This is a genomic window from Xenorhabdus mauleonii, assembly GCF_900113945.1.
Lineage (GTDB): Bacteria > Pseudomonadota > Gammaproteobacteria > Enterobacterales > Enterobacteriaceae > Xenorhabdus > Xenorhabdus mauleonii.
This window is the reverse complement of record NZ_FORG01000027.1, coordinates 27,787-46,130: the sequence shown is the minus strand read 5'-3', so window position 1 is coordinate 46,130 and position 18,344 is coordinate 27,787. Positions and strand designations below refer to the sequence as shown.

The 18,344-nt window shown below is 44.3% G+C and carries 16 protein-coding genes, 1 tRNA gene and 1 rRNA gene; 16 read left to right on the top strand and 2 right to left on the bottom strand.

What is annotated here, in order from left to right; genetic code table 11:
• The 3 genes from rrf to BM100_RS18615 all read left to right on the top strand — a co-directional run.
• Positions 1-93, top strand: a 5S ribosomal RNA gene (gene rrf / locus BM100_RS18625); the annotation flags it as partial.
• Positions 94-223: 130 nt separating this feature from the next.
• Positions 224-300: transfer RNA gene (locus BM100_RS18620), tRNA-Asp, on the top strand.
• Positions 301-1,893: 1,593 nt separating this feature from the next.
• Complete coding sequence (locus BM100_RS18615; RefSeq protein WP_092513707.1) at positions 1,894-2,754, top strand: endonuclease/exonuclease/phosphatase family protein; 861 nt, start codon at positions 1,894-1,896, stop codon at positions 2,752-2,754.
• A 97-nt stretch (positions 2,755-2,851) separates the two neighbouring features.
• Here the strand turns inward: BM100_RS18615 and BM100_RS18610 are convergent, their stop codons facing one another.
• A complete protein-coding gene (locus BM100_RS18610; RefSeq protein WP_092513705.1) occupies positions 2,852-4,216 on the bottom strand; it encodes an amino acid permease in 1,365 nt (454 codons plus the stop codon).
• Between the two features lie 168 nt (positions 4,217-4,384).
• On the opposite strand from BM100_RS18610, the gene queE reads away from it, so the two are divergent.
• Entirely contained in the window at positions 4,385-5,056 is a 672-nt protein-coding gene (gene queE, locus BM100_RS18605) for a 7-carboxy-7-deazaguanine synthase QueE (RefSeq protein ID WP_092513703.1), read from the top strand.
• A 34-nt stretch (positions 5,057-5,090) separates the two neighbouring features.
• Here queE and queD read toward each other — a convergent pair whose 3' ends face one another.
• A complete protein-coding gene (gene queD, locus BM100_RS18600; protein ID WP_092513701.1) occupies positions 5,091-5,453 on the bottom strand; it encodes a 6-carboxytetrahydropterin synthase QueD in 363 nt (120 codons plus the stop codon).
• Between the two features lie 320 nt (positions 5,454-5,773).
• On the opposite strand from queD, the gene cysJ reads away from it, so the two are divergent.
• The 12 genes from cysJ to BM100_RS18540 all read left to right on the top strand — a co-directional run bounded on the left by cysJ (position 5,774) and on the right by BM100_RS18540 (position 18,343).
• Positions 5,774-7,603 (top strand): NADPH-dependent assimilatory sulfite reductase flavoprotein subunit, encoded by a 1,830-nt coding sequence (cysJ, locus tag BM100_RS18595; protein WP_092513699.1) that lies wholly within the window; start codon positions 5,774-5,776, stop codon positions 7,601-7,603.
• A 1-nt stretch (position 7,604) separates the two neighbouring features.
• Entirely contained in the window at positions 7,605-9,344 is a 1,740-nt protein-coding gene (gene cysI, locus BM100_RS18590; protein ID WP_420855327.1) for an assimilatory sulfite reductase (NADPH) hemoprotein subunit, read from the top strand.
• Positions 9,341-10,075: a phosphoadenylyl-sulfate reductase gene (locus BM100_RS18585; RefSeq protein WP_092513697.1), complete on the top strand. Its 735-nt coding sequence runs from the start codon at positions 9,341-9,343 to the stop codon at positions 10,073-10,075. Before cysI ends, BM100_RS18585 begins: the two co-directional genes overlap by 4 nt.
• 262 nt (positions 10,076-10,337) lie before the next feature.
• Entirely contained in the window at positions 10,338-11,786 is a 1,449-nt protein-coding gene (gene cysG, locus BM100_RS18580) for a siroheme synthase CysG (RefSeq protein WP_092513695.1), read from the top strand.
• Positions 11,787-11,796: 10 nt separating this feature from the next.
• Positions 11,797-12,705: a sulfate adenylyltransferase subunit CysD gene (gene cysD / locus BM100_RS18575; RefSeq protein ID WP_092513693.1), complete on the top strand. Its 909-nt coding sequence runs from the start codon at positions 11,797-11,799 to the stop codon at positions 12,703-12,705.
• An 11-nt stretch (positions 12,706-12,716) separates the two neighbouring features.
• A complete protein-coding gene (gene cysN / locus BM100_RS18570) occupies positions 12,717-14,159 on the top strand; it encodes a sulfate adenylyltransferase subunit CysN (protein WP_092513691.1) in 1,443 nt (480 codons plus the stop codon).
• Positions 14,160-14,777, top strand: coding sequence for an adenylyl-sulfate kinase (cysC, locus tag BM100_RS18565; protein ID WP_092513688.1), 618 nt, complete (start codon positions 14,160-14,162; stop codon positions 14,775-14,777).
• Between the two features lie 146 nt (positions 14,778-14,923).
• Positions 14,924-15,241, top strand: coding sequence for a cell division protein FtsB (ftsB, locus tag BM100_RS18560; RefSeq protein ID WP_092513715.1), 318 nt, complete (start codon positions 14,924-14,926; stop codon positions 15,239-15,241).
• A gap of 152 nt (positions 15,242-15,393) precedes the next feature.
• Positions 15,394-16,230: a 2-C-methyl-D-erythritol 4-phosphate cytidylyltransferase gene (gene ispD / locus BM100_RS18555; protein ID WP_092513686.1), complete on the top strand. Its 837-nt coding sequence runs from the start codon at positions 15,394-15,396 to the stop codon at positions 16,228-16,230.
• A complete protein-coding gene (gene ispF, locus BM100_RS18550; protein WP_092513684.1) occupies positions 16,227-16,700 on the top strand; it encodes a 2-C-methyl-D-erythritol 2,4-cyclodiphosphate synthase in 474 nt (157 codons plus the stop codon). The genes ispD and ispF overlap by 4 nt, the downstream gene beginning before the upstream one ends.
• Positions 16,701-16,702: 2 nt before the next feature.
• Complete coding sequence (gene truD / locus BM100_RS18545) at positions 16,703-17,752, top strand: tRNA pseudouridine(13) synthase TruD (RefSeq protein WP_092513682.1); 1,050 nt, start codon at positions 16,703-16,705, stop codon at positions 17,750-17,752.
• A gap of 87 nt (positions 17,753-17,839) precedes the next feature.
• Positions 17,840-18,343: a P-loop nucleotide/nucleoside kinase family protein gene (locus BM100_RS18540; protein ID WP_092513680.1), complete on the top strand. Its 504-nt coding sequence runs from the start codon at positions 17,840-17,842 to the stop codon at positions 18,341-18,343.
• The last annotated feature ends 1 nt before the right edge of the window (position 18,344 follow it).

The window sequence follows — 18,344 nt, the reverse complement described above, 5'->3', positions numbered from 1 at the left end:
CCCACCTGACCCCATGCCGAACTCAGCAGTGAAACGCCGTAGCGCCGATGGTAGTGTGGGGTCTCCCCATGTGAGAGTAGGACACTGCCAGACATCACAATTCTTCAGTTACCTTCGACAGTCAGGGCAACTGAAAGGCAGGAAAGCCGTTTATACACTGCCAGACATTAATTTAAAAGCCGATTGCCGGCATAAAAGGCAGTCAAGGCAAACGAAATTCGGTGGTGCGGTAGTTCAGTTGGTTAGAATACCGGCCTGTCACGCCGGGGGTCGCGGGTTCGAGTCCCGTCCGCACCGCCACCTTATTTCAACAAAAAGCCCTGAGAGAAATCTCAGGGCTTTTTGTTTTTTTAAATTGTTATTTAAAGTTTTTTTATTTAAAACCCTCTACTGAACACCTTAGAACAAACAACTGTTAATTGCTAACTGTACGTTAATGGCCTTTTTACTCCCTTTTCTGATAAGCCCCGTGAGCGGAGATCACGTCATATTGGCAAGATTGGTTCAAAAATCAATTCACAACCAGCTTTGTTCTTTGTTACCAGATAATGTTTAAAGGAGTGCTCAGAGGCGTCTGATTTATTCTTAAAGGCATATAATCATGAGCTATCTACAAAACAGATTGGCAATTTCTTTTATTATCAAATTGCAATAACCCATGGAATAGTGATGACTGAGCATGGCTGTTTGCATTTCCCTCTTTCTTTATACGTGCATTAACTTGCCGCTCTTTTTCTTGTTATTCTCCTTTATCTAAAATGCGAAGCTACTGTCATTATTTTTATAACAATGACTAAAGAAATTTACAGTCCAGAAATAAAATCCGTGGCTATAGTAAGGTGATGGATTTATTCGTAAGAGAGAGGTACAACCTCGGGTTGATTTTCTAATGCTAATCACTTGTTGCGATTGGTTTATAAATGAAAAAATCCAGCGTTTGTATATCATGTGCTTTCTAAAATAGTGTTGGATCACTTAGATCTGAATAAATGAAAGAAATGAAGTATTTTTTTGGATTGAATTGGCTCCGGAGTTTTGACTATAAATCCAATTTATCCAACCTTTAAATCTAGATATATAATTAATAATAATTTATTAAGATAAATAATAAAAATGAAAATATAAGATATACCTGTACACGTAAAAATAGTAAATATTATTCTTCCTCTAGATGATGTTATTGATTATTTTTATTGGATCTATTATTTGAAATATATTTCATTTATTGAGTTAAGATAATAGTTTTAAATTGAAATTTATTTTTTGATGAAAAAAAACATGATGTTAAAGCTCATTTTCATAGCCTGAATTAATTTCTATTTTAATAAAATGTCATTTAATTTTTTTGAAATAACATTTTTTAGCAATGATAGTATAAGTACTGTATTTAAAAAACTGAATTAAACACATCAATTACATTGCCTATGGTTTCTTGTAACTCATTGAATTCTTAATTGAAAAACATATTAAAGTAGAACAGGGATATATATGCTAGTATTATTTAATTCCTTCTTTTATAGCCGCATTTGAGTTCTGGCTGTTAGCGAAATTTTTAAGGGGAATAAATGAAAAATTCAGAAATTTTTTATAATCGCTAAAATGAAGAATACAGCAATCAATTAAATGTTTGGCAAAAATGATAGCTAATGAATTGTTCTATTAGCTTTTTCGTAACTAAGAAAAAGAGATTATTCTTGTTTCATTTTTTTAGTCAAGAGCGGTTATATTGTTGAATTTTTATTATGCCAATCTGTTATTTTTATTGTCATAAGTTATGGGAACATTTCATGTCAGCGGTATACTATCTTATAACAACTTGGTTTTTTTGTGCTCAATAGATTGAAATCAATAACGGGTATGTCATATTAGGTAGAATTGAATGAGGGAAAACGTATGGCGGAGGTAAGATTGGCAATAAGAAGCTATGCGAAAAAATTGTACGAAAGAAAACTTGTAAATACGAAGAGAGCAAAGAAGAACTATGCCATGCGGTATGTTGCAGGCCAACCCGTAGAGCGAGTTTTCCCTACTTCCAGGCAACTACTAGAGCAGTCAGCATTGCCGCGTGGAGAGCCGATTTTTGCCAGTAATAATGAATTTTCTATCGCTATTTGGAACATATACAAACAACAGCGTCCATTATGGCAAAATGTTTTGACTTCCTTAATTGGAAAGAGCGACCTTGTTTTACTGCAAGAAGCGCAAACCACTCCTGAACTATTAAAATTTATAACAAACAGCGGGTTAACTGCAGATCAAGTACCAGCATTTGCTCTTCCTCAGCATCCATCGGGCGTAATGACATTGGCCTCCTCTTCACCCGTTTATTGTTGCCCACTCCGTGAAAAGGAGCCGATACTCAGGTTATCCAAATCATCGTTAATCACGATTTACTCATTACCGGATGAGCGTCAATTAATGGTAATCAATGTGCATGCCGTTAACTTTAGTCTTGGTGTTGATGTTTACAGCCGGCAATTAGATAACATCGGTACTCATATAAGATTGCACGACGGTCCTGTGATTTTTGCCGGGGATTTTAATGCATGGAGTCGTCAGAGACTAAAAGTGCTGGAACGTTTTGTATATCGCATGCAACTAAAAGAAGTCCACTTCAATGATGACTACCGGACGATTGTTTTTGGTAAGCCTTTGGATTTTGTTTTTTATCGGGGGATAACCGTATCACATGCCACGGTTTTAATGACTGGCGCTTCTGATCATAATCCGTTGATTGTCAGGTTTTCTTTATAAGAGTAGAAATAAAAAAATGTAGAGAGAAAATTATTCAGTTGAGGATAAAGATTCGCCGGTCAAACACCGGCGAATTTTCAAACATTATTGGCTAAAGCTATCTATGGGCGATAACTTTTTTTATGCCATAAGCCAGAGTGAGAACAAGAACCCAGCCGATTCCCACATACAGAGCATCTCTCGTTTGTTCAAAATAGCCCAACAGCACAATGATGCTGGCCATAAAGGCAATTGTAATAGCAGGAGCAATTGGCCACATTGGAATTGGGAACTTCAGCGTCTTGACTTCTTCAGCGCTCATTTGGCGGCGCATAGCAACATGTGATATCAAGATCATCAACCATACCCAGACAGTCGCAAATGTAGCCACAGATGCAATGATGATAAAAATCTTATTAGGCATCAGGTAATTAAAAACTGCACCGAGTAACAGAACACACATCATGACCAGAACAGTCATCCAGGGCACACCATTGCTGGTGAGCTTTCTGAATGATTTTGGCGCTTGTCCTTCTTGAGCCATACCGTACATCATCCTTCCGGCGCCAAAAATATCACTGTTGATAGCGGAAATGGCGGCGGTAATCACGACAATGTTCAAGATATTTGCGGCTGAATTAATGCCCAGATTAGAGAAAATTTGTACAAATGGGCTTCCGTCCTGACCTATCTGATTCCATGGATAGATACACATTAAAATGCACAGTGTCAGGACATAAAAGATTAAGATACGAAATGGGACGGCATTGATCGCTTTCGGTATCGTTTTTTCTGGGTTTTTCGCTTCACTGGCCGTGATACCAATCACTTCTATACCACCGAATGCGAACATAACAATCGCGAGTGACGCTATGATTCCACTGACGCCGTTTGGCATAAAGCCGCCATGTTCCCATAAATTGGACAGGCCGGTAACGTGTTCAGTTGCTTGCCCAAAACCATAAAACATAATGGCAAGCCCGCCAACAATCATGGCGATAATGGCGCTCACTTTAACAATGGAAAGCCAGAACTCCATTTCACCGAAAAATTTCACATGACAAAGATTTAAGGCGCCGATAAGGCATACAATACTCAGAACCCAAATCCACTGTTCGACACCCGGGAACCAAAGTTTCATATACATGCCGAATGCAGTAATATCAGCCAAGCAAACAAATAGCATTTCAAGCACGTAGATCCAACCGGTCAGGAACCCGGCCAAAGGCCCCAGATAATGACTGGCATATTGGGAGAAAGAACCGGAAACTGGATGGTGAACGGCCATTTCGCCAAGTGCTCTCATTACAATAAATACGGCAGCACCGCCGATTAAATAGGCCAACAATACCGCGGGACCAGCTTGTTGAATTGCTGCTGCTGAACCATAAAATAGCCCCGTGCCTATTGCAGAGCCTAAAGCCATAAAGCGAATATGCCGTACGCTCAGGCCCTGTTTAAGCTGATTTTCATTATTTCGCATTCGTTATTCCCATCTATCCTTTCATGCCAGAGAGTATTTCGGGCATACAATGCTCCGTCTGGCGCGAGGTGCCAGAAAAAGCAACCCCGTACCATACCACAAAGAAGGATGTTCACGGGATAGATATCTGTAATAATACGGGCAGTTTAGTAAAACCAGAGTTTTTTTATGATTTACCCAATAAATGAAATCTTTCAAACTTTACAGGGAGAAGGAGTGTTTACCGGTGTTCCTTCGGTTTTCATTCGCTTACAAGGATGTCCGGTAGGTTGCAGTTGGTGCGATACCAAGCATACGTGGGAAAAAGAGCCTGATAAACAGCAGCCGATGGAAAATATCATCCTGAAGACACAGGATAGTGATATATGGGGAGTGGCTACCGCAAAGCAACTGCTTAATCTATTCGCTCAACAGGGCTACAGTGCGCGTCATGTTGTGATTACAGGCGGTGAACCGTGCTTGTATGATTTGCGCCCTTTAACTGAACTATTTGAAAATGAAGGTTATGGTTGCCAAATAGAGACAAGTGGGACACATACTATTTTGTGTTCTGACAAAACATGGGTAACTGTTTCGCCAAAAGTGAAAATGCGTGGTGGATATAAGGTCTTGCCTGAAGCCATGAAACGGGCCGATGAAATCAAACATCCGGTGGGAAGGGCGCGCGATATTGAAGCATTGGATGAATTACTAACGATGCTTGATGGAAACCCGACTCCAATCGTTGCCTTACAACCGATTAGCCAGAAAGAAGAAGCTACCCGCTTGTGCATCGAAACGTGCATTGCCCGCAATTGGCGTTTTTCGATGCAGACTCATAAATACTTAAATATCGCTTAAAGTTCATTCAGCACCAAGTTTTGGTGCTGAACCTTTATTTACCACGATAGACACAACCCGCATTACATGTTTCTTTGACCATGACGGAACTCAGTTGAGGCAATACCGGTTTTAATTCTTCCCAAATCCACTTTGCCAGAACTTCGCTGGTTGGGTTTTCCAATCCTGGAATTTCATTGAGATAGTGGTGATCAAGCTGCTCCCAAATAGGTTTGAACGCGACTTTTACGTCGGAAAAATCCATGATCCATCCTGTGAGGGGATCAACCTCACCGGTAATTTCCAGGCGAACCATAAACGAATGCCCATGCAAGCGGCCACATTTATGCCCTTCGGGGACATGTGGTAAGCGATGTGCGGCTTCAAATTGGAAGTCTTTAAAGATAGTTGTACTCATGGTGCTTTTCTCTGATTTCAAAAAGTCGGCTATTCTACCTGAACTTTGTGTGCTTAACGTGATTTTTCTGGAGGAAGAGTGTGCAATATTTAACATCTTTACCGATATATTAAATCTGTAAATGAAGTTAGGCGTTTTAGTTATGAGATATTGCGATCCCGTCTTTAAATACTCCACTTATTCTAAGATAACCTGATACTCGATTCTCATGCCTATGATTATTACACCTATTTGGCTACTACTCGATTAAATCAAATCAAGCGCCTCATTTGTGGTGTTGACGGCATGGATACTGGCTACAGCAGCAAAAGGCAACGAATATGACCGTAAAACCACCTTCAACTTCATTATTACCGGTTTCTCCTGAACAACTTTCACGTTTACAGTCAGCAACCAGTGATTTTTCCTCACATCAATTAGCTTGGTTGTCTGGCTATTTTTGGGGAGTCGTCAATCACCAACCACAGGCAGAGCTGAGTACGCCCGCAGCACCTGTACAAGAAACAGTTACTTTACTTTCTGCTTCGCAAACAGGTAACGCCCGCCGTTTGGCGGAACAACTCAGGGACTCATTACTGGCTGCAAATCTCAGTGTGAATTTAGTTAATTCGGGTGATTATAAGTTTAAGCAAATTTCTCAAGAGAAGATATTGATTATTGTTGCTTCGACGCAGGGTGAAGGTGAGCCAGCCGAAGAAGCGGTAGCACTCTATAAGTATCTCCATTCGAAAAAAGCGCCATCAATGAAAGAAACCTCTTATGCCGTTTTTGGGCTGGGAGATACCTCGTACGAAAACTTTTGCCAGGCAGGGAAAGATTTTGACAATCGTTTGAGCGAATTAGGTGCTAAGTGTTTATTGGAGCGGGTTGATGCTGATGTGGAGTATCAAGAGCAGGCAACCGAATGGCGACAGAAAATCACCGATATTTTAAAAGAGCGCCTGTCAGCACAAGTCACATCCGTTGCTTCTGCGTATTCCACAGTGTCCACTACGCAATTAAACGCAATTGCAATAAATGACAGCTTGGCGCATACAACGTATACCAAAGAGGCGCCCCTGACCGCATCATTGCAGGTGAACCAAAAAATCACGGGACGTGGCTCTGACAAAGATGTTCGTCACATTGAAATTGATTTGGGTGACTCGGCCCTGAGTTACCAACCGGGGGACTCTCTTGGTGTCTGGTTTGAAAACGATCCCGCGTTAGTGGATGAATTAATTACTCTACTTTGGCTGGAAGGAACTGAACAGGTTACGGTCAATTGCAAAGCGCTTTCACTGCGCGATGCACTGACAAGCCATACAGAGCTGACTCAAAATACCGCGGTTATCGTTGAAAAATATGCTGCATTGTCAAAAGATGAAAAACTTTTGGCATTAGTGTCTGATAAATCGGCATTACAAAAATACGCCGAACAAACGCCTATTGTCGATATGGTCAGGCAAATAGCCTTACATCCGGATGCCCAGCAATTTATTGATTTGTTGCGTCCATTGACCCCGCGTCTCTACTCTATCTCTTCCTCACAGTCCGAAGTTGAAAGCGAAGTTCACATTACTGTGGGCGTTGTTCGCTATGAGATTGAAGGCCGGAGCCGTACCGGAGGCGCTTCAGGCTATCTGGCGGATCGATTGCAGGAAGATGACAACATTCGGGTTTTTATTGAACCAAATAACAACTTCCGTTTGCCGGCTGATCCTAATACACCCGTGATTATGATTGGGCCGGGAACGGGGGTTGCCCCATTCCGGGCGTTTTTACAACATCGTGACAATCAGGGGGCTGAAGGCAAGAACTGGTTGTTTTTTGGTAATCCACATTTTGTCGAAGATTTTCTATACCAAGTTGAATTCCAGCGCTATGTGAAAGATGGCTTGCTGACCCGCATTGATATGGCATGGTCGCGAGATCAGCCACAAAAAGTGTATGTACAGGACAAACTGCATGAGCAGGGCGCTGAAATTTGGCGCTGGATCCAGGATGGCGCGCATTTGTACGTTTGTGGTGATGCTAACCGTATGGCAAAAGACGTAGAGCAGACACTGCTGGACATTATTTCACAACAAGGCGGCATGGATGCTGAACAGGCTGATGAATTCTTGAGTGAATTGCGCCTTGAGCGCCGTTATCAGAGAGATGTGTACTAATATGAGCAATGTGAACAATGAAAAGCAAGGCCCTTTGATTGTTGAAGGCAAACTTGCAGACAGCGAACGCATGAAATTGGAAAGCAATTATCTGCGCGGAACAATCAGTGAAGATCTAAAAAATGGGCTGACAGGTGGCTTTGAGGGCGATAATTTCTTACTCATCCGCTTTCACGGCATGTATCAACAAGATGATCGTGACATCAGGGCGGAGCGGGCGGAACAAAAGCTCGAACCACGCCATGCAATGATGCTGCGTTGCCGTCTGCCGGGAGGCATTATCACCCCGAAGCAGTGGTTGAGCATTGATAAATTTGCGACAGACAGTACGCTGTACGGTAGCATTCGTCTGACTACGCGGCAGACTTTTCAATTTCACGGCATCTTGAAAAACAACGTTAAGCCAGTGCATCAAATGCTGGCGCAAATGGGATTGGATGCACTGGCAACGGCCAATGACGCAAATCGCAATGTGTTGTGTACATCCAATCCGGTGCAATCAGTTTTACATCAACAAGCATACGAATGGGCGAAAAAAATATCAGAACATCTGTTGCCGCGCACTAATGCCTATGCTGAAATTTGGCTGGATAAAGAAAAAATCGCCACAACGGATGAAGAACCTATTCTGGGGGCCACTTATTTACCGCGCAAATTCAAGACTTCGGTCGTCATCCCGCCTCAAAATGATGTGGATTTACATGCCAATGACCTGAATTTTGTCGCTATTGCAGAAAACGACCAGTTAATCGGTTTTAATGTGCTGGTGGGCGGTGGATTAGCCATGACTCATGGGGACAAAAAGACTTTCCCGCGGCTGGCAAGTGAACTTGGTTTTATTAGTTTGGAACATACATTGGCAATTGCGGAAGCTGTGGTCACAACGCAACGTGATTGGGGCAACCGTACCGAACGCAAAAATGCCAAAACCAAATATACCCTTGAACGGGTAGGTGTTGAAACCTTCAAACAGGAAGTTGAAAAACGTGCCGGAGTAGCATTTGAAACGGTTCGTCCCTATGAATTTACTAGCCGTGGCGATCAAATCGGTTGGTTAAAAGGCATTGACGATAAATGGCACCTGACTCTGTTTATTGAAAATGGTCGTCTGCTGGATTATCCCGGCAAGCCGTTGAAAACCGGGGTTGCAGAAATCGCCAAAATCCACTCAGGAGATTTTCGCCTGACCGCCAACCAAAATTTAATTGTGGCGGGGATCCCAGAAGGTGAAAAAGCACACATCGAGGAAATCGCCAAATCTCATGGTCTGATGGATGATAGCGTGACAACTTTGCGCCATAACTCCATGGCTTGCGTCTCATTTCCGACTTGTCCGCTGGCGATGGCAGAAGCTGAACGTTTCCTGCCGGCCTTCGTTGACCATGTTGATGCATTAATGGCAAAACATGGCGTTAGTGACGAAAAAATTATATTGCGTGTTACAGGTTGCCCGAATGGATGTGGCAGGGCGATGCTGGCAGAAATTGGGTTGGTGGGTAAAGCCCTTGATCGCTACAACCTGCATTTGGGCGGTAACGACATTGGCACTCGTATTCCCCGCATGTATCGAGAAAATATCACTTCAGCAGAAATCCTTGAAATCCTGGATGAATTAATCGGCCGATGGGCATTAGAGCGTCATACGAATGAAGGCTTCGGTGACTTCGTTATCCGGGCTGATATCATCAAACCCGTATTAAATTCAGCCATCGATTTTTATGATTGGCAGGAGATAGCATGAATCAGTTGAATTTATCGGAATTGGCAGCGCTGGCGCCAGAGCAGCAAACTGAGGCACTGGCTGGCATTAATCAGCAATTGGAGTTGATGGATGCTGGCGAGCGCGTGGCTTGGGCGTTGGAACATTTATCTGGCGAATTTGTTCTCTCTTCCAGCTTTGGAGTTCAAGCGGCAGTTTGCTTGCATCTTGTGACACAGAAATATCCAGATATTCCTGTGATCCTCACGGATACAGGCTATCTGTTTCCTGAAACCTACCAATTTATTGATAAGTTGACTGAGAAACTCAATCTGAACTTGAAAATTTTTCGCTCAGAGTACTCCCCGACTTGGCAGGAAGCGCGTTATGGTAAATTATGGGAGCAAGGCATAGAAGGGATTGAACGCTATAATCTGATCAATAAAGTGGAGCCAATGAACCGGGCATTGGAGGCGTTGCAAGCCCAAAGCTGGTTTGCGGGATTGCGTCGCCAACAGTCGACAAGTCGAGCCAACTTACCTGTATTGGCAATTCAGCGGGGTGTTTTCAAGATCCTGCCAATTATTGATTGGAATAACCAGCGCATACATCAATATTTGATGCAGCATGGCCTTGAATATCATCCATTGTGGGATCAAGGCTATCTTTCTGTAGGGGATACACATACAACCCAAAAATGGGAACCGGGCATGAGTGAAGAACAAACCCGCTTTTTTGGTTTGAAACGAGAATGTGGTTTGCACGAAAATTAACACACGATAGTTTAATTAATATCACGGTTAATCATATGTTTTATAGGGTCGGGCCTCTTTTAACAGAAGCCCGGCTTTTTTTTATCCTGAATATTTTTCGTGACTTACTTTGCCACTGGCTAAAAAAGTTCGGCTTATGCGATTCCGAAACAAGTAATTACTTTTTGTCATTTCATAACGGGATCGTGGACTCATATATTTAACCTCTAGTTATCATAATAATAAGAGCTTATAGAGCTCTGGCACTGGATGATCTGCCATCGTGGACTACTTACCCTTATTTGTTCAGCTTAAAGCCCGCTCTGTCTTGTTGGTGGGAGGCGGTGAAATCGCTGCCCGCAAAGCAAGCCTATTGCTGCGTGCTGGGGCTGCATTAACGATTGTTGCGCCTGAATTACATGATGAACTTCAACAACGTTATCAAAAAGCAGAATTTAAGTGGTTACAAGGCGCGTTTAAATCAGAATATCTCGATGGCGTATTTTTGGTCGTTGCAGCAACTGATGATCACAGCCTTAATCAACATATTTACGAGGAAGCCAATAACCGGGCGGTTTTGGTTAATATTGTCGATAACCAACCACTTTGTTCTGCAATTTTTCCATCAATCATTGATCGTTCCCCGGTCATAGTCGCAATCTCATCGGCGGGAACCTCCCCGGTATTGACGAGGTTACTGAGAGAAAAGCTGGAATCATTGCTGCCATTTCATCTTGGGGCAATGGCAAAAATCGCAGGAAACTGGCGTGAGCGCGTAAAACAGCGTTTTTCTTCTGTACGCCAGCGGCGCTATTTCTGGGAAAAGGCATTCAATGGGCGTTTTGCTACATTGGTTGCCAACGGACAGCGACAACAAGCGGAAGAGCAACTCGAACAGCAATTGTCTGAGAACCAGGCACAAGGAGAGTTGGCGCTGGTGGGAGCAGGGCCTGGAGATCCAGGGTTGCTGACCTTGAAAGGTCTGCAAGTTATTCAGCAAGCTGATGTCGTGCTTTATGACCATTTGGTCAGCGCAGAGATTCTGGAATTAGTGCGTCGGGATGCAGATAAAATCTGTGTTGGCAAAAGGGCAGGAAATCATTCCGTCTCACAAGAAGAAACCAATGCGCTTATCATTAAGTTGGCCAATCAAGGGAAAAAAGTCGTTCGCCTGAAAGGCGGCGATCCCTTTATTTTCGGCCGTGGTGGCGAAGAGCTGCAAATTGCCGCTGACGCGGGCATACCTTTTCAGGTTGTGCCCGGCATCACTGCGGCGATAGGGGCTACGGCTTATGCCGGTATTCCGCTGACCCACAGAGAACATTCGCAAAGCGTCACTTTTATCACAGGGCATTGTCGTGAAGATGGCCATGAACTGGATTGGCCTGCATTAGCGCGGGGCAATCAAACGCTGGCCATTTACATGGGAACGATAAAAGCCGCCCTGATAAGCCAGAAACTGATCTCACATGGCCGGGATGCCAATACCCCCGTGGCTGTGATTGGTCGTGGCACCCGCCCGGATCAGCAAGTATTGACCGGAACCTTATCCGAATTGGATAGGCTGGCACAAGAAGCCCCATCTCCTGCTTTACTTGTTGTGGGGGAAGTGGCTCAACTCCATCACCAGATAGCATGGTTCGGACAGCAGTCTATTGCCCAAAACGCCTTGAGCAACCCGGAAAAAATACCTGCTCACCTATATCACCCTGCTGTTATTGATATCGAATAAGGAACAGCAAATGGACGAAAAAAGATTAACACACCTACAACAGCTTGAGGCCGAAAGCATTCATATCATTCGGGAAGTCGCAGCTGAATTTGCGAACCCCGTGATGCTTTACTCGATTGGCAAAGACTCTTCCGTGATGCTGCATTTGGCACGCAAGGCATTCTATCCCGGCAAGCTGCCTTTTCCGTTATTGCACGTGGATACCGGCTGGAAATTTCAGGATATGTACGATTTTCGTGATCGTACAGCGGAAAAATATGGCTTTGAATTGTTGGTTCACCGCAACCCGCAAGGGGAATCGCTGGGCATCAACCCTTTTATTCATGGCAGTGCAAAACACACTGACATCATGAAAACGGAAGGTTTGAAACAAGCATTGGATAAATACGGTTTTGATGCTGCATTTGGTGGCGCACGGCGTGATGAAGAAAAATCACGGGCAAAAGAGCGTATCTACTCATTCCGTGACCGTTCACATCGGTGGGATCCCAAAAACCAGCGCCCGGAACTTTGGCGCAACTATAACGGCCAGATTAACAAAGGGGAAAGCATCCGCGTATTCCCCCTGTCCAACTGGACCGAACTGGATATCTGGCAATATATCTATCTGGAGCAGATAGACATCGTTCCCCTCTATTTCGCTAAACTTCGTCCGGTAATCCAACGTGAAGGAACGTTGATTATGGTTGATGATGATCGCATCAATTTGCAACCCGGAGAAGTGATCAGCCAACGTCAAGTGCGGTTCAGAACCCTTGGCTGCTGGCCACTGACGGGGGCGGTGGAGTCGACGGCAGAAACCTTGCCGGAAATCATAGAAGAAATGTTGATATCCACGACTAGTGAGCGACAAGGGCGCCTGATTGACAGCGATCAATCCGGTTCGATGGAGTTGAAAAAGCGTCAGGGTTATTTTTGAGGAGTTCAGATATGTCAGCCGTTGCACACAATGAAATCATCGCCAGCCAAATCAGACAACAAGGCGGAGTTGAAGCCTACCTGCGGGCACAACAAGATAAAGGGCTTCTGCGTTTTTTAACCTGCGGCAGCGTGGATGATGGCAAAAGCACATTAATCGGTCGCCTTTTACATGACACCCGACAAATTTATGAAGATCAACTTGCGGTATTGCAAAGCGACAGCAAGCGGATTGGAACCCAAGGGGAAAAGCTGGATTTGGCATTATTGGTGGATGGATTAGCCGCAGAGCGGGAGCAAGGCATCACGATTGATGTGGCATACCGCTATTTCTCCACGGAAAAACGTAAATTCATTATTGCTGACACCCCGGGGCACGAACAATATACGCGCAATATGGCGACAGGCGCCTCAACCAGCGATCTCTCCATCTTGTTGATAGATGCGCGAAAAGGCCTTCAAGAGCAAACGCGCCGACATAGCTTTATCAGTACATTGCTTGGGATCCGCCATCTGGTGGTGGCAGTGAATAAAATGGACTTAATCGAATATCGGCAAGAGAGATTTGAACAAATCAAACAAGATTATCTGGAATTCGCTGCGCAATTGCCCTTCGAGTTAAACATTCATTTCGTTCCAATTTCGGCATTGGAGGGAGACAACATTGTCACCCGAAGTGAAAAAATGGCGTGGCACACAGGGGAAACCTTACTGGATATTCTGGAATCTGTGGATGTGCAAACGAAATTGGCTGAACAGCAACTGCGTTTTCCGGTGCAATATGTTAATCGTCCTGATCTTGATTTTCGTGGATACAGCGGCACATTATCGTCGGGAATTTTAAAGCCGGGGCAGAAAATCAAAGTCATGCCATCTGGCGCAGTTTCTTCGGTGGAAAGGATAGTCACTTTCGATGGCGACCGTTCATTTGCAGTCCCCGGAGAAGCGATTACAGTTGTATTAAAAGATGAAATTGATATCAGTCGTGGCGATTTAATCATTGCCGCTGAAGATGAAATGACGGTGACCCGCCATGCCTTGGTCGATGTTGTCTGGATGTCAGAACGGCCGATGATTCAGGGGCAAAGTTTAGATATCAAAGCCGCAGGGAAAAAGAGCCGGGGAAAAATCGATAACATCCAGTATCAGGTGGATATCAACACGCTGACACAAAGAGTTGCGTCTGAATTGCCATTGAACTCGATTGGGCTGGTGGAATTTTCATTTGATGAACCTTTGTTGCTTGACAGCTACGCCCAAAATGCCGATATCGGAGGCATTATTCTCATTGACCGCCTGACAAATGTGACTGTCGGGGCAGGGTTAGTACGTGAAATCCAGACTGACGTTTATTATGAGCCCAAAGAATACAGCGACTTTGAATTGGAATTTAACCAATTGGTCCGTCGCCATTTCCCGCATTGGGGTGCGCGTGATTTGATGGGAGGAAGATAAGTGTTCAAAGGCAAGGTTTCGGTATCCCCGAACATCGTTTGGCACCCACACTCCCTTGGCAGGGCACAACGTGAAGCGGTGAATGGCCATCCGGCATTAGTCATTTGGTTCACGGGGTTATCTGGTTCTGGAAAATCCACGCTTGCGGGAGCACTGGAACAAGCCCTGTTTTCGCAAGGGATTAAAACGTATTTACTGGATGGTGATAATTTACGTCATGGCCTGTGCAATGATTTGGGTTTTTCTGAATCCGATCGGCGGGAAAATATCCGGCGGGTCGGGGAAGTCTCAAAACTGATGGTTGATGCCGGGCTGGTTGTGCTGACTGCATTCATTTCCCCGAATAGAGCAGAACGGCAAAAAGTACGTGAATTAATGCAAGCAGGGCAATTTATTGAAGTGCATGTCGATACGCCTTTGGAGGTGTGTGAATCCCGTGATCCTAAAGGATTGTATAAAAAAGCGAGGGCGGGAGAACTGCTGAACTTCACGGGAATTGACGCCGCTTATGAAGCACCTGAACAACCTGAGATTTATCTGGACGGTTCGCAGCCTGTCGAAGCGTTAATTGATAACTTACTGTTTACCCTGAAAAACAACGATATCCTGCCCATCTGACTCCTTTCCTCATACAAATCTTGTGAAACACATTATTATTGAAAGTGGAATAATGTGTTCCATGAGGTTTTATTACCATGTCTGGTGATCGTGAGTGGCGTCATGCTTTCAGTTGTGGGATGATTAGCGGGTTTTCAGGGGGGGAAATGGGCAAATTAACGCTACTATTACTGGTTCTACTTGGCTGGTTGCAGTATTCACTGTGGTTCGGCAAAAATGGCATTCACGATTATGTGCGGGTTAAGTCTGAGGTCGATAAGCAAGAAATCGATCACTTAAAACTTCAAGCGCGCAATGACCAGTTATTCGCTGAAATTAAAGATCTGAAAGGTGGGCAGGAAGCGATAGAAGAACGCGCCCGCAATGAATTGGGCATGATTAAGCCGGAAGAGTCTTTTTATCGGATGGTCCCTGATGCATCGAAACAAAATGCTCAACAACCATTAAACCAAAGTGAACCTTAAATCTGGGCAAAATATGGCTTCGGGTAATTTGTCTATAAAAATAGTCTGCGCATAAAAACGTTTTACTCAGAAAAGCATTACCCACAATATAATTTGTTCACCAAAATAATCTATGAATTAAAATAGCCAATAAATCGAAAATGAATAATTCTATGCTTCATTCTTCCGCTAATATTTCTTTTGCTGATAGCACCACAAAAAAAACGCGCTCCTTTCCTGAAGATATTCAGTCTGAGCCTTCGTTAACTAACATTAAAATAGTTGCCCTGATCCCCGCAGCGGGGATTGGCAGCCGAATGAAATCAGATTGCCCAAAACAGTACCTTGAGGTTGCCGGAAAAACCATCCTTGAACACACCTTGGCGGCATTGCTCGAGCATCCGCGTATTCAGGACATTATTGTTGCGCTCAACCCTGCTGATACCCAGTTTGCACAACTGGATATCGCTTCAGACCCTCGAATCATCACTGTCATTGGCGGAGAAGAACGCGCAGATTCCGTTCTGGCTGGATTGGATTACCTAGCCGATTTGCCGGCAGACAGAAAAATCTGGGTTTTGGTACATGATGCTGCCCGTCCTTGTCTTCACCGTGATGATCTTGACAACTTGCTGTGCCTCATAGAGCAAAACGCAAAATGCCCTGAAATATGTGGTGGACTGCTGGCATCACCTGTCAGAGACACCATGAAGCGTATGGCATCGCCATCAGAAAACGGTTTGCCCGCCATTGCCCATACCGTTGAACGCAACGGGCTTTGGCATGCATTGACCCCCCAACTCTTTCCACTGCCACTCCTGCGTGATTGCCTAATCAAATCATTGGCAGAGCAAGCCTGTATCACTGACGAATCTTCAGCTCTGGAATATTGTGGCTATAGCCCGGTATTAATTCATGGACGGGCAGACAATATTAAAGTCACTCAACCTGAAGATCTGGCATTGGCTGAATTTTACTTATCCCGAAAATCTAAGGAATCCATAATATGAGAATTGGACATGGTTTTGATGTGCATAAATTTGGCGGAGAAGGGCCATTGATCATTGGTGGTGTCCGCATTCCTTATGAACAAGGATTAATTGCCCACTCCGACGGTGACGTTGCTTTGCATGCGGCAACGGATGCGCTATTGGGTGCCGCTGCACTGGGAGATATTGGTAAACTGTTTCCCGATACCGATCCTGCTTTTAAAGGCGCAGACAGCCGGGAGCTGTTGAAAGAAGCCTATCGTCGTATTCGTGCAAAAGGCTACCGGCTCGGGAATTTGGATATCACCATTATTGCACAGGCTCCCAAAATGCTGCCTCATATTCCTCAGATGCGTGTCAATCTGGCAGAAGATCTGGAATGCCATATTGATGATATTAATGTAAAAGCAACAACCACAGAAAAGCTGGGATTTGTTGGTCGTAAAGAAGGTATTGCCTGCGAAGCGGTCGCTTTGCTGGTAAAGGAATAAGTATGACATTGAGTGAATTACATTGGCTTTATGGCCGCCCGGAAGCGACAGGGATTGTGAAATCCTCGCCAGAAGATTTTATTGTTCGTGAAGATTTAGGCTTTTCTCCAGATGGGGAAGGCGAACATTTGATGGTACATATCCGTAAAACGGGATGTAACACCCAATTCGTAGCAGATAATCTTGCCCGTTTTACCAAAATCCCCTCTCGCTCCGTAAGTTATGCAGGGTTAAAAGATCGCAATGCAGTCACGGAACAATGGTTTTGCCTGCATTTACCGGGAAAACAAGATCCGGACTTAACAGCATTTCAACTTGAAGGTTGTGAAGTGCTGGCAACTTCCCGTCAAAAAAGGAAATTGCGGATTGGTGCATTGAAAGGCAACGATTTCACTCTGGTATTGAGAGAAATTTCTGACCAGCCATCGGTGGAAAAACGCTTGCAGCAGGTATTGCAGGGTGGTGTTCCAAATTACTTTGGTGAACAACGTTTCGGGCGTGGTGGGCAAAATCTGATTCAGGCGCAACGCTGGGCAGAGAATGAAATTCAGGTCAAGGAGCGTAGCCGCCGTAGTTTTTATCTCTCTGCTTGCCGCAGTGCGATGTTCAATGCCATCGCCAGTACCCGTATAGCACAAGGTGAACACCAACAGGTAAAAAACGGTGATGCTTTGCAGTTAACCGGTCGCGGGAGCTGGTTTGTGGCAGATGAAGCTGAATTAACCGTCTTGCAGCAGCGAGTTATTGATGGTGAATTACAGGTAACGGCACCTTTACCGGGTGACAAAGCACTGGGAACCCAACATCAAGCGCTGGATTTTGAAGAACAGTGCTTGCAGGATTATGAATCACTCTGGGGATTGGTGAAGCGTGAGCGCGTAGAAAGCGCACGCCGGGCGATGTTGGTGAAGCCGTTGAACCTGAATTGGGAATGGTTGGATGAACAAACCGTCTGCCTCCACTTTTCCCTTCCATCCGGCAGTTTTGCAACCAGTGTTGTCAGGGAATTGATCAATCAAGACCAAAATCATGCTGCGGATATTTCAGAATAACCATTTAAGCTGATATTACAGTGTAGTCGGCAGGGCTACACTGTTTTGCATTCTGTCTCGTGTTGTTCGTTTATTTATGAGGTTACTATGAAAGAAAAGGTAGTTCATAAAGAAAAAGCAATGCTTCATATTCTGTGTGGAAAAATAGCGTCGGGAAAATCCACGCTCTCAGCAAAACTTGCCCAACAGCCAATGACGATTGTCATTAGTGAAGACAGTTGGTTATCGCCTCTTTATGGCGATGAAATGAAGACAGTTTCAGATTATGTTCACTATTCAGCAAAACTCAAAGATGTGATGAAGCCTCATTTGATTGCATTGCTGAAAACCGGAATTTCAGTTGTGCTGGATTTTCCTGCCAACACACTAGCCAATCGAAATTGGATGAAAGAAATTATAGAGACTGCGGAGGCAGATAATTGCCTTCATTTTCTTGATGTCCCTGATGATGTCTGCTTAGCGCGCTTACGGTTGCGTAATCAATCTGGAACACATGATTTTTCTGCAACAGATGAACAATTCGAATTAATTACCCGCTATTTTATCGCTCCTCAAGAAGAAGAGGGGTTTAATATTGTGTTGTACCGTTAGC

Coding starts and splice junctions, on each gene's coding strand:
- truD (WP_092513682.1), top strand. CDS start 16,703: ATGACATTGAGTGAATTACATTGGCTTTATGGCCGCCCGGAAGCGACA.
- ftsB (WP_092513715.1), top strand. CDS start 14,924: ATGGGCAAATTAACGCTACTATTACTGGTTCTACTTGGCTGGTTGCAG.
- cysD (WP_092513693.1), top strand. CDS start 11,797: ATGGACGAAAAAAGATTAACACACCTACAACAGCTTGAGGCCGAAAGC.
- BM100_RS18610 (WP_092513705.1), bottom strand. CDS start 4,216: ATGCGAAATAATGAAAATCAGCTTAAACAGGGCCTGAGCGTACGGCAT.
- cysJ (WP_092513699.1), top strand. CDS start 5,774: ATGACCGTAAAACCACCTTCAACTTCATTATTACCGGTTTCTCCTGAA.
- cysN (WP_092513691.1), top strand. CDS start 12,717: ATGTCAGCCGTTGCACACAATGAAATCATCGCCAGCCAAATCAGACAA.
- ispD (WP_092513686.1), top strand. CDS start 15,394: ATGCTTCATTCTTCCGCTAATATTTCTTTTGCTGATAGCACCACAAAA.
- queD (WP_092513701.1), bottom strand. CDS start 5,453: ATGAGTACAACTATCTTTAAAGACTTCCAATTTGAAGCCGCACATCGC.
- ispF (WP_092513684.1), top strand. CDS start 16,227: ATGAGAATTGGACATGGTTTTGATGTGCATAAATTTGGCGGAGAAGGG.
- cysI (WP_420855327.1), top strand. CDS start 7,605: ATGAGCAATGTGAACAATGAAAAGCAAGGCCCTTTGATTGTTGAAGGC.
- BM100_RS18615 (WP_092513707.1), top strand. CDS start 1,894: ATGGCGGAGGTAAGATTGGCAATAAGAAGCTATGCGAAAAAATTGTAC.
- BM100_RS18540 (WP_092513680.1), top strand. CDS start 17,840: ATGAAAGAAAAGGTAGTTCATAAAGAAAAAGCAATGCTTCATATTCTG.
- queE (WP_092513703.1), top strand. CDS start 4,385: ATGATTTACCCAATAAATGAAATCTTTCAAACTTTACAGGGAGAAGGA.
- BM100_RS18585 (WP_092513697.1), top strand. CDS start 9,341: ATGAATCAGTTGAATTTATCGGAATTGGCAGCGCTGGCGCCAGAGCAG.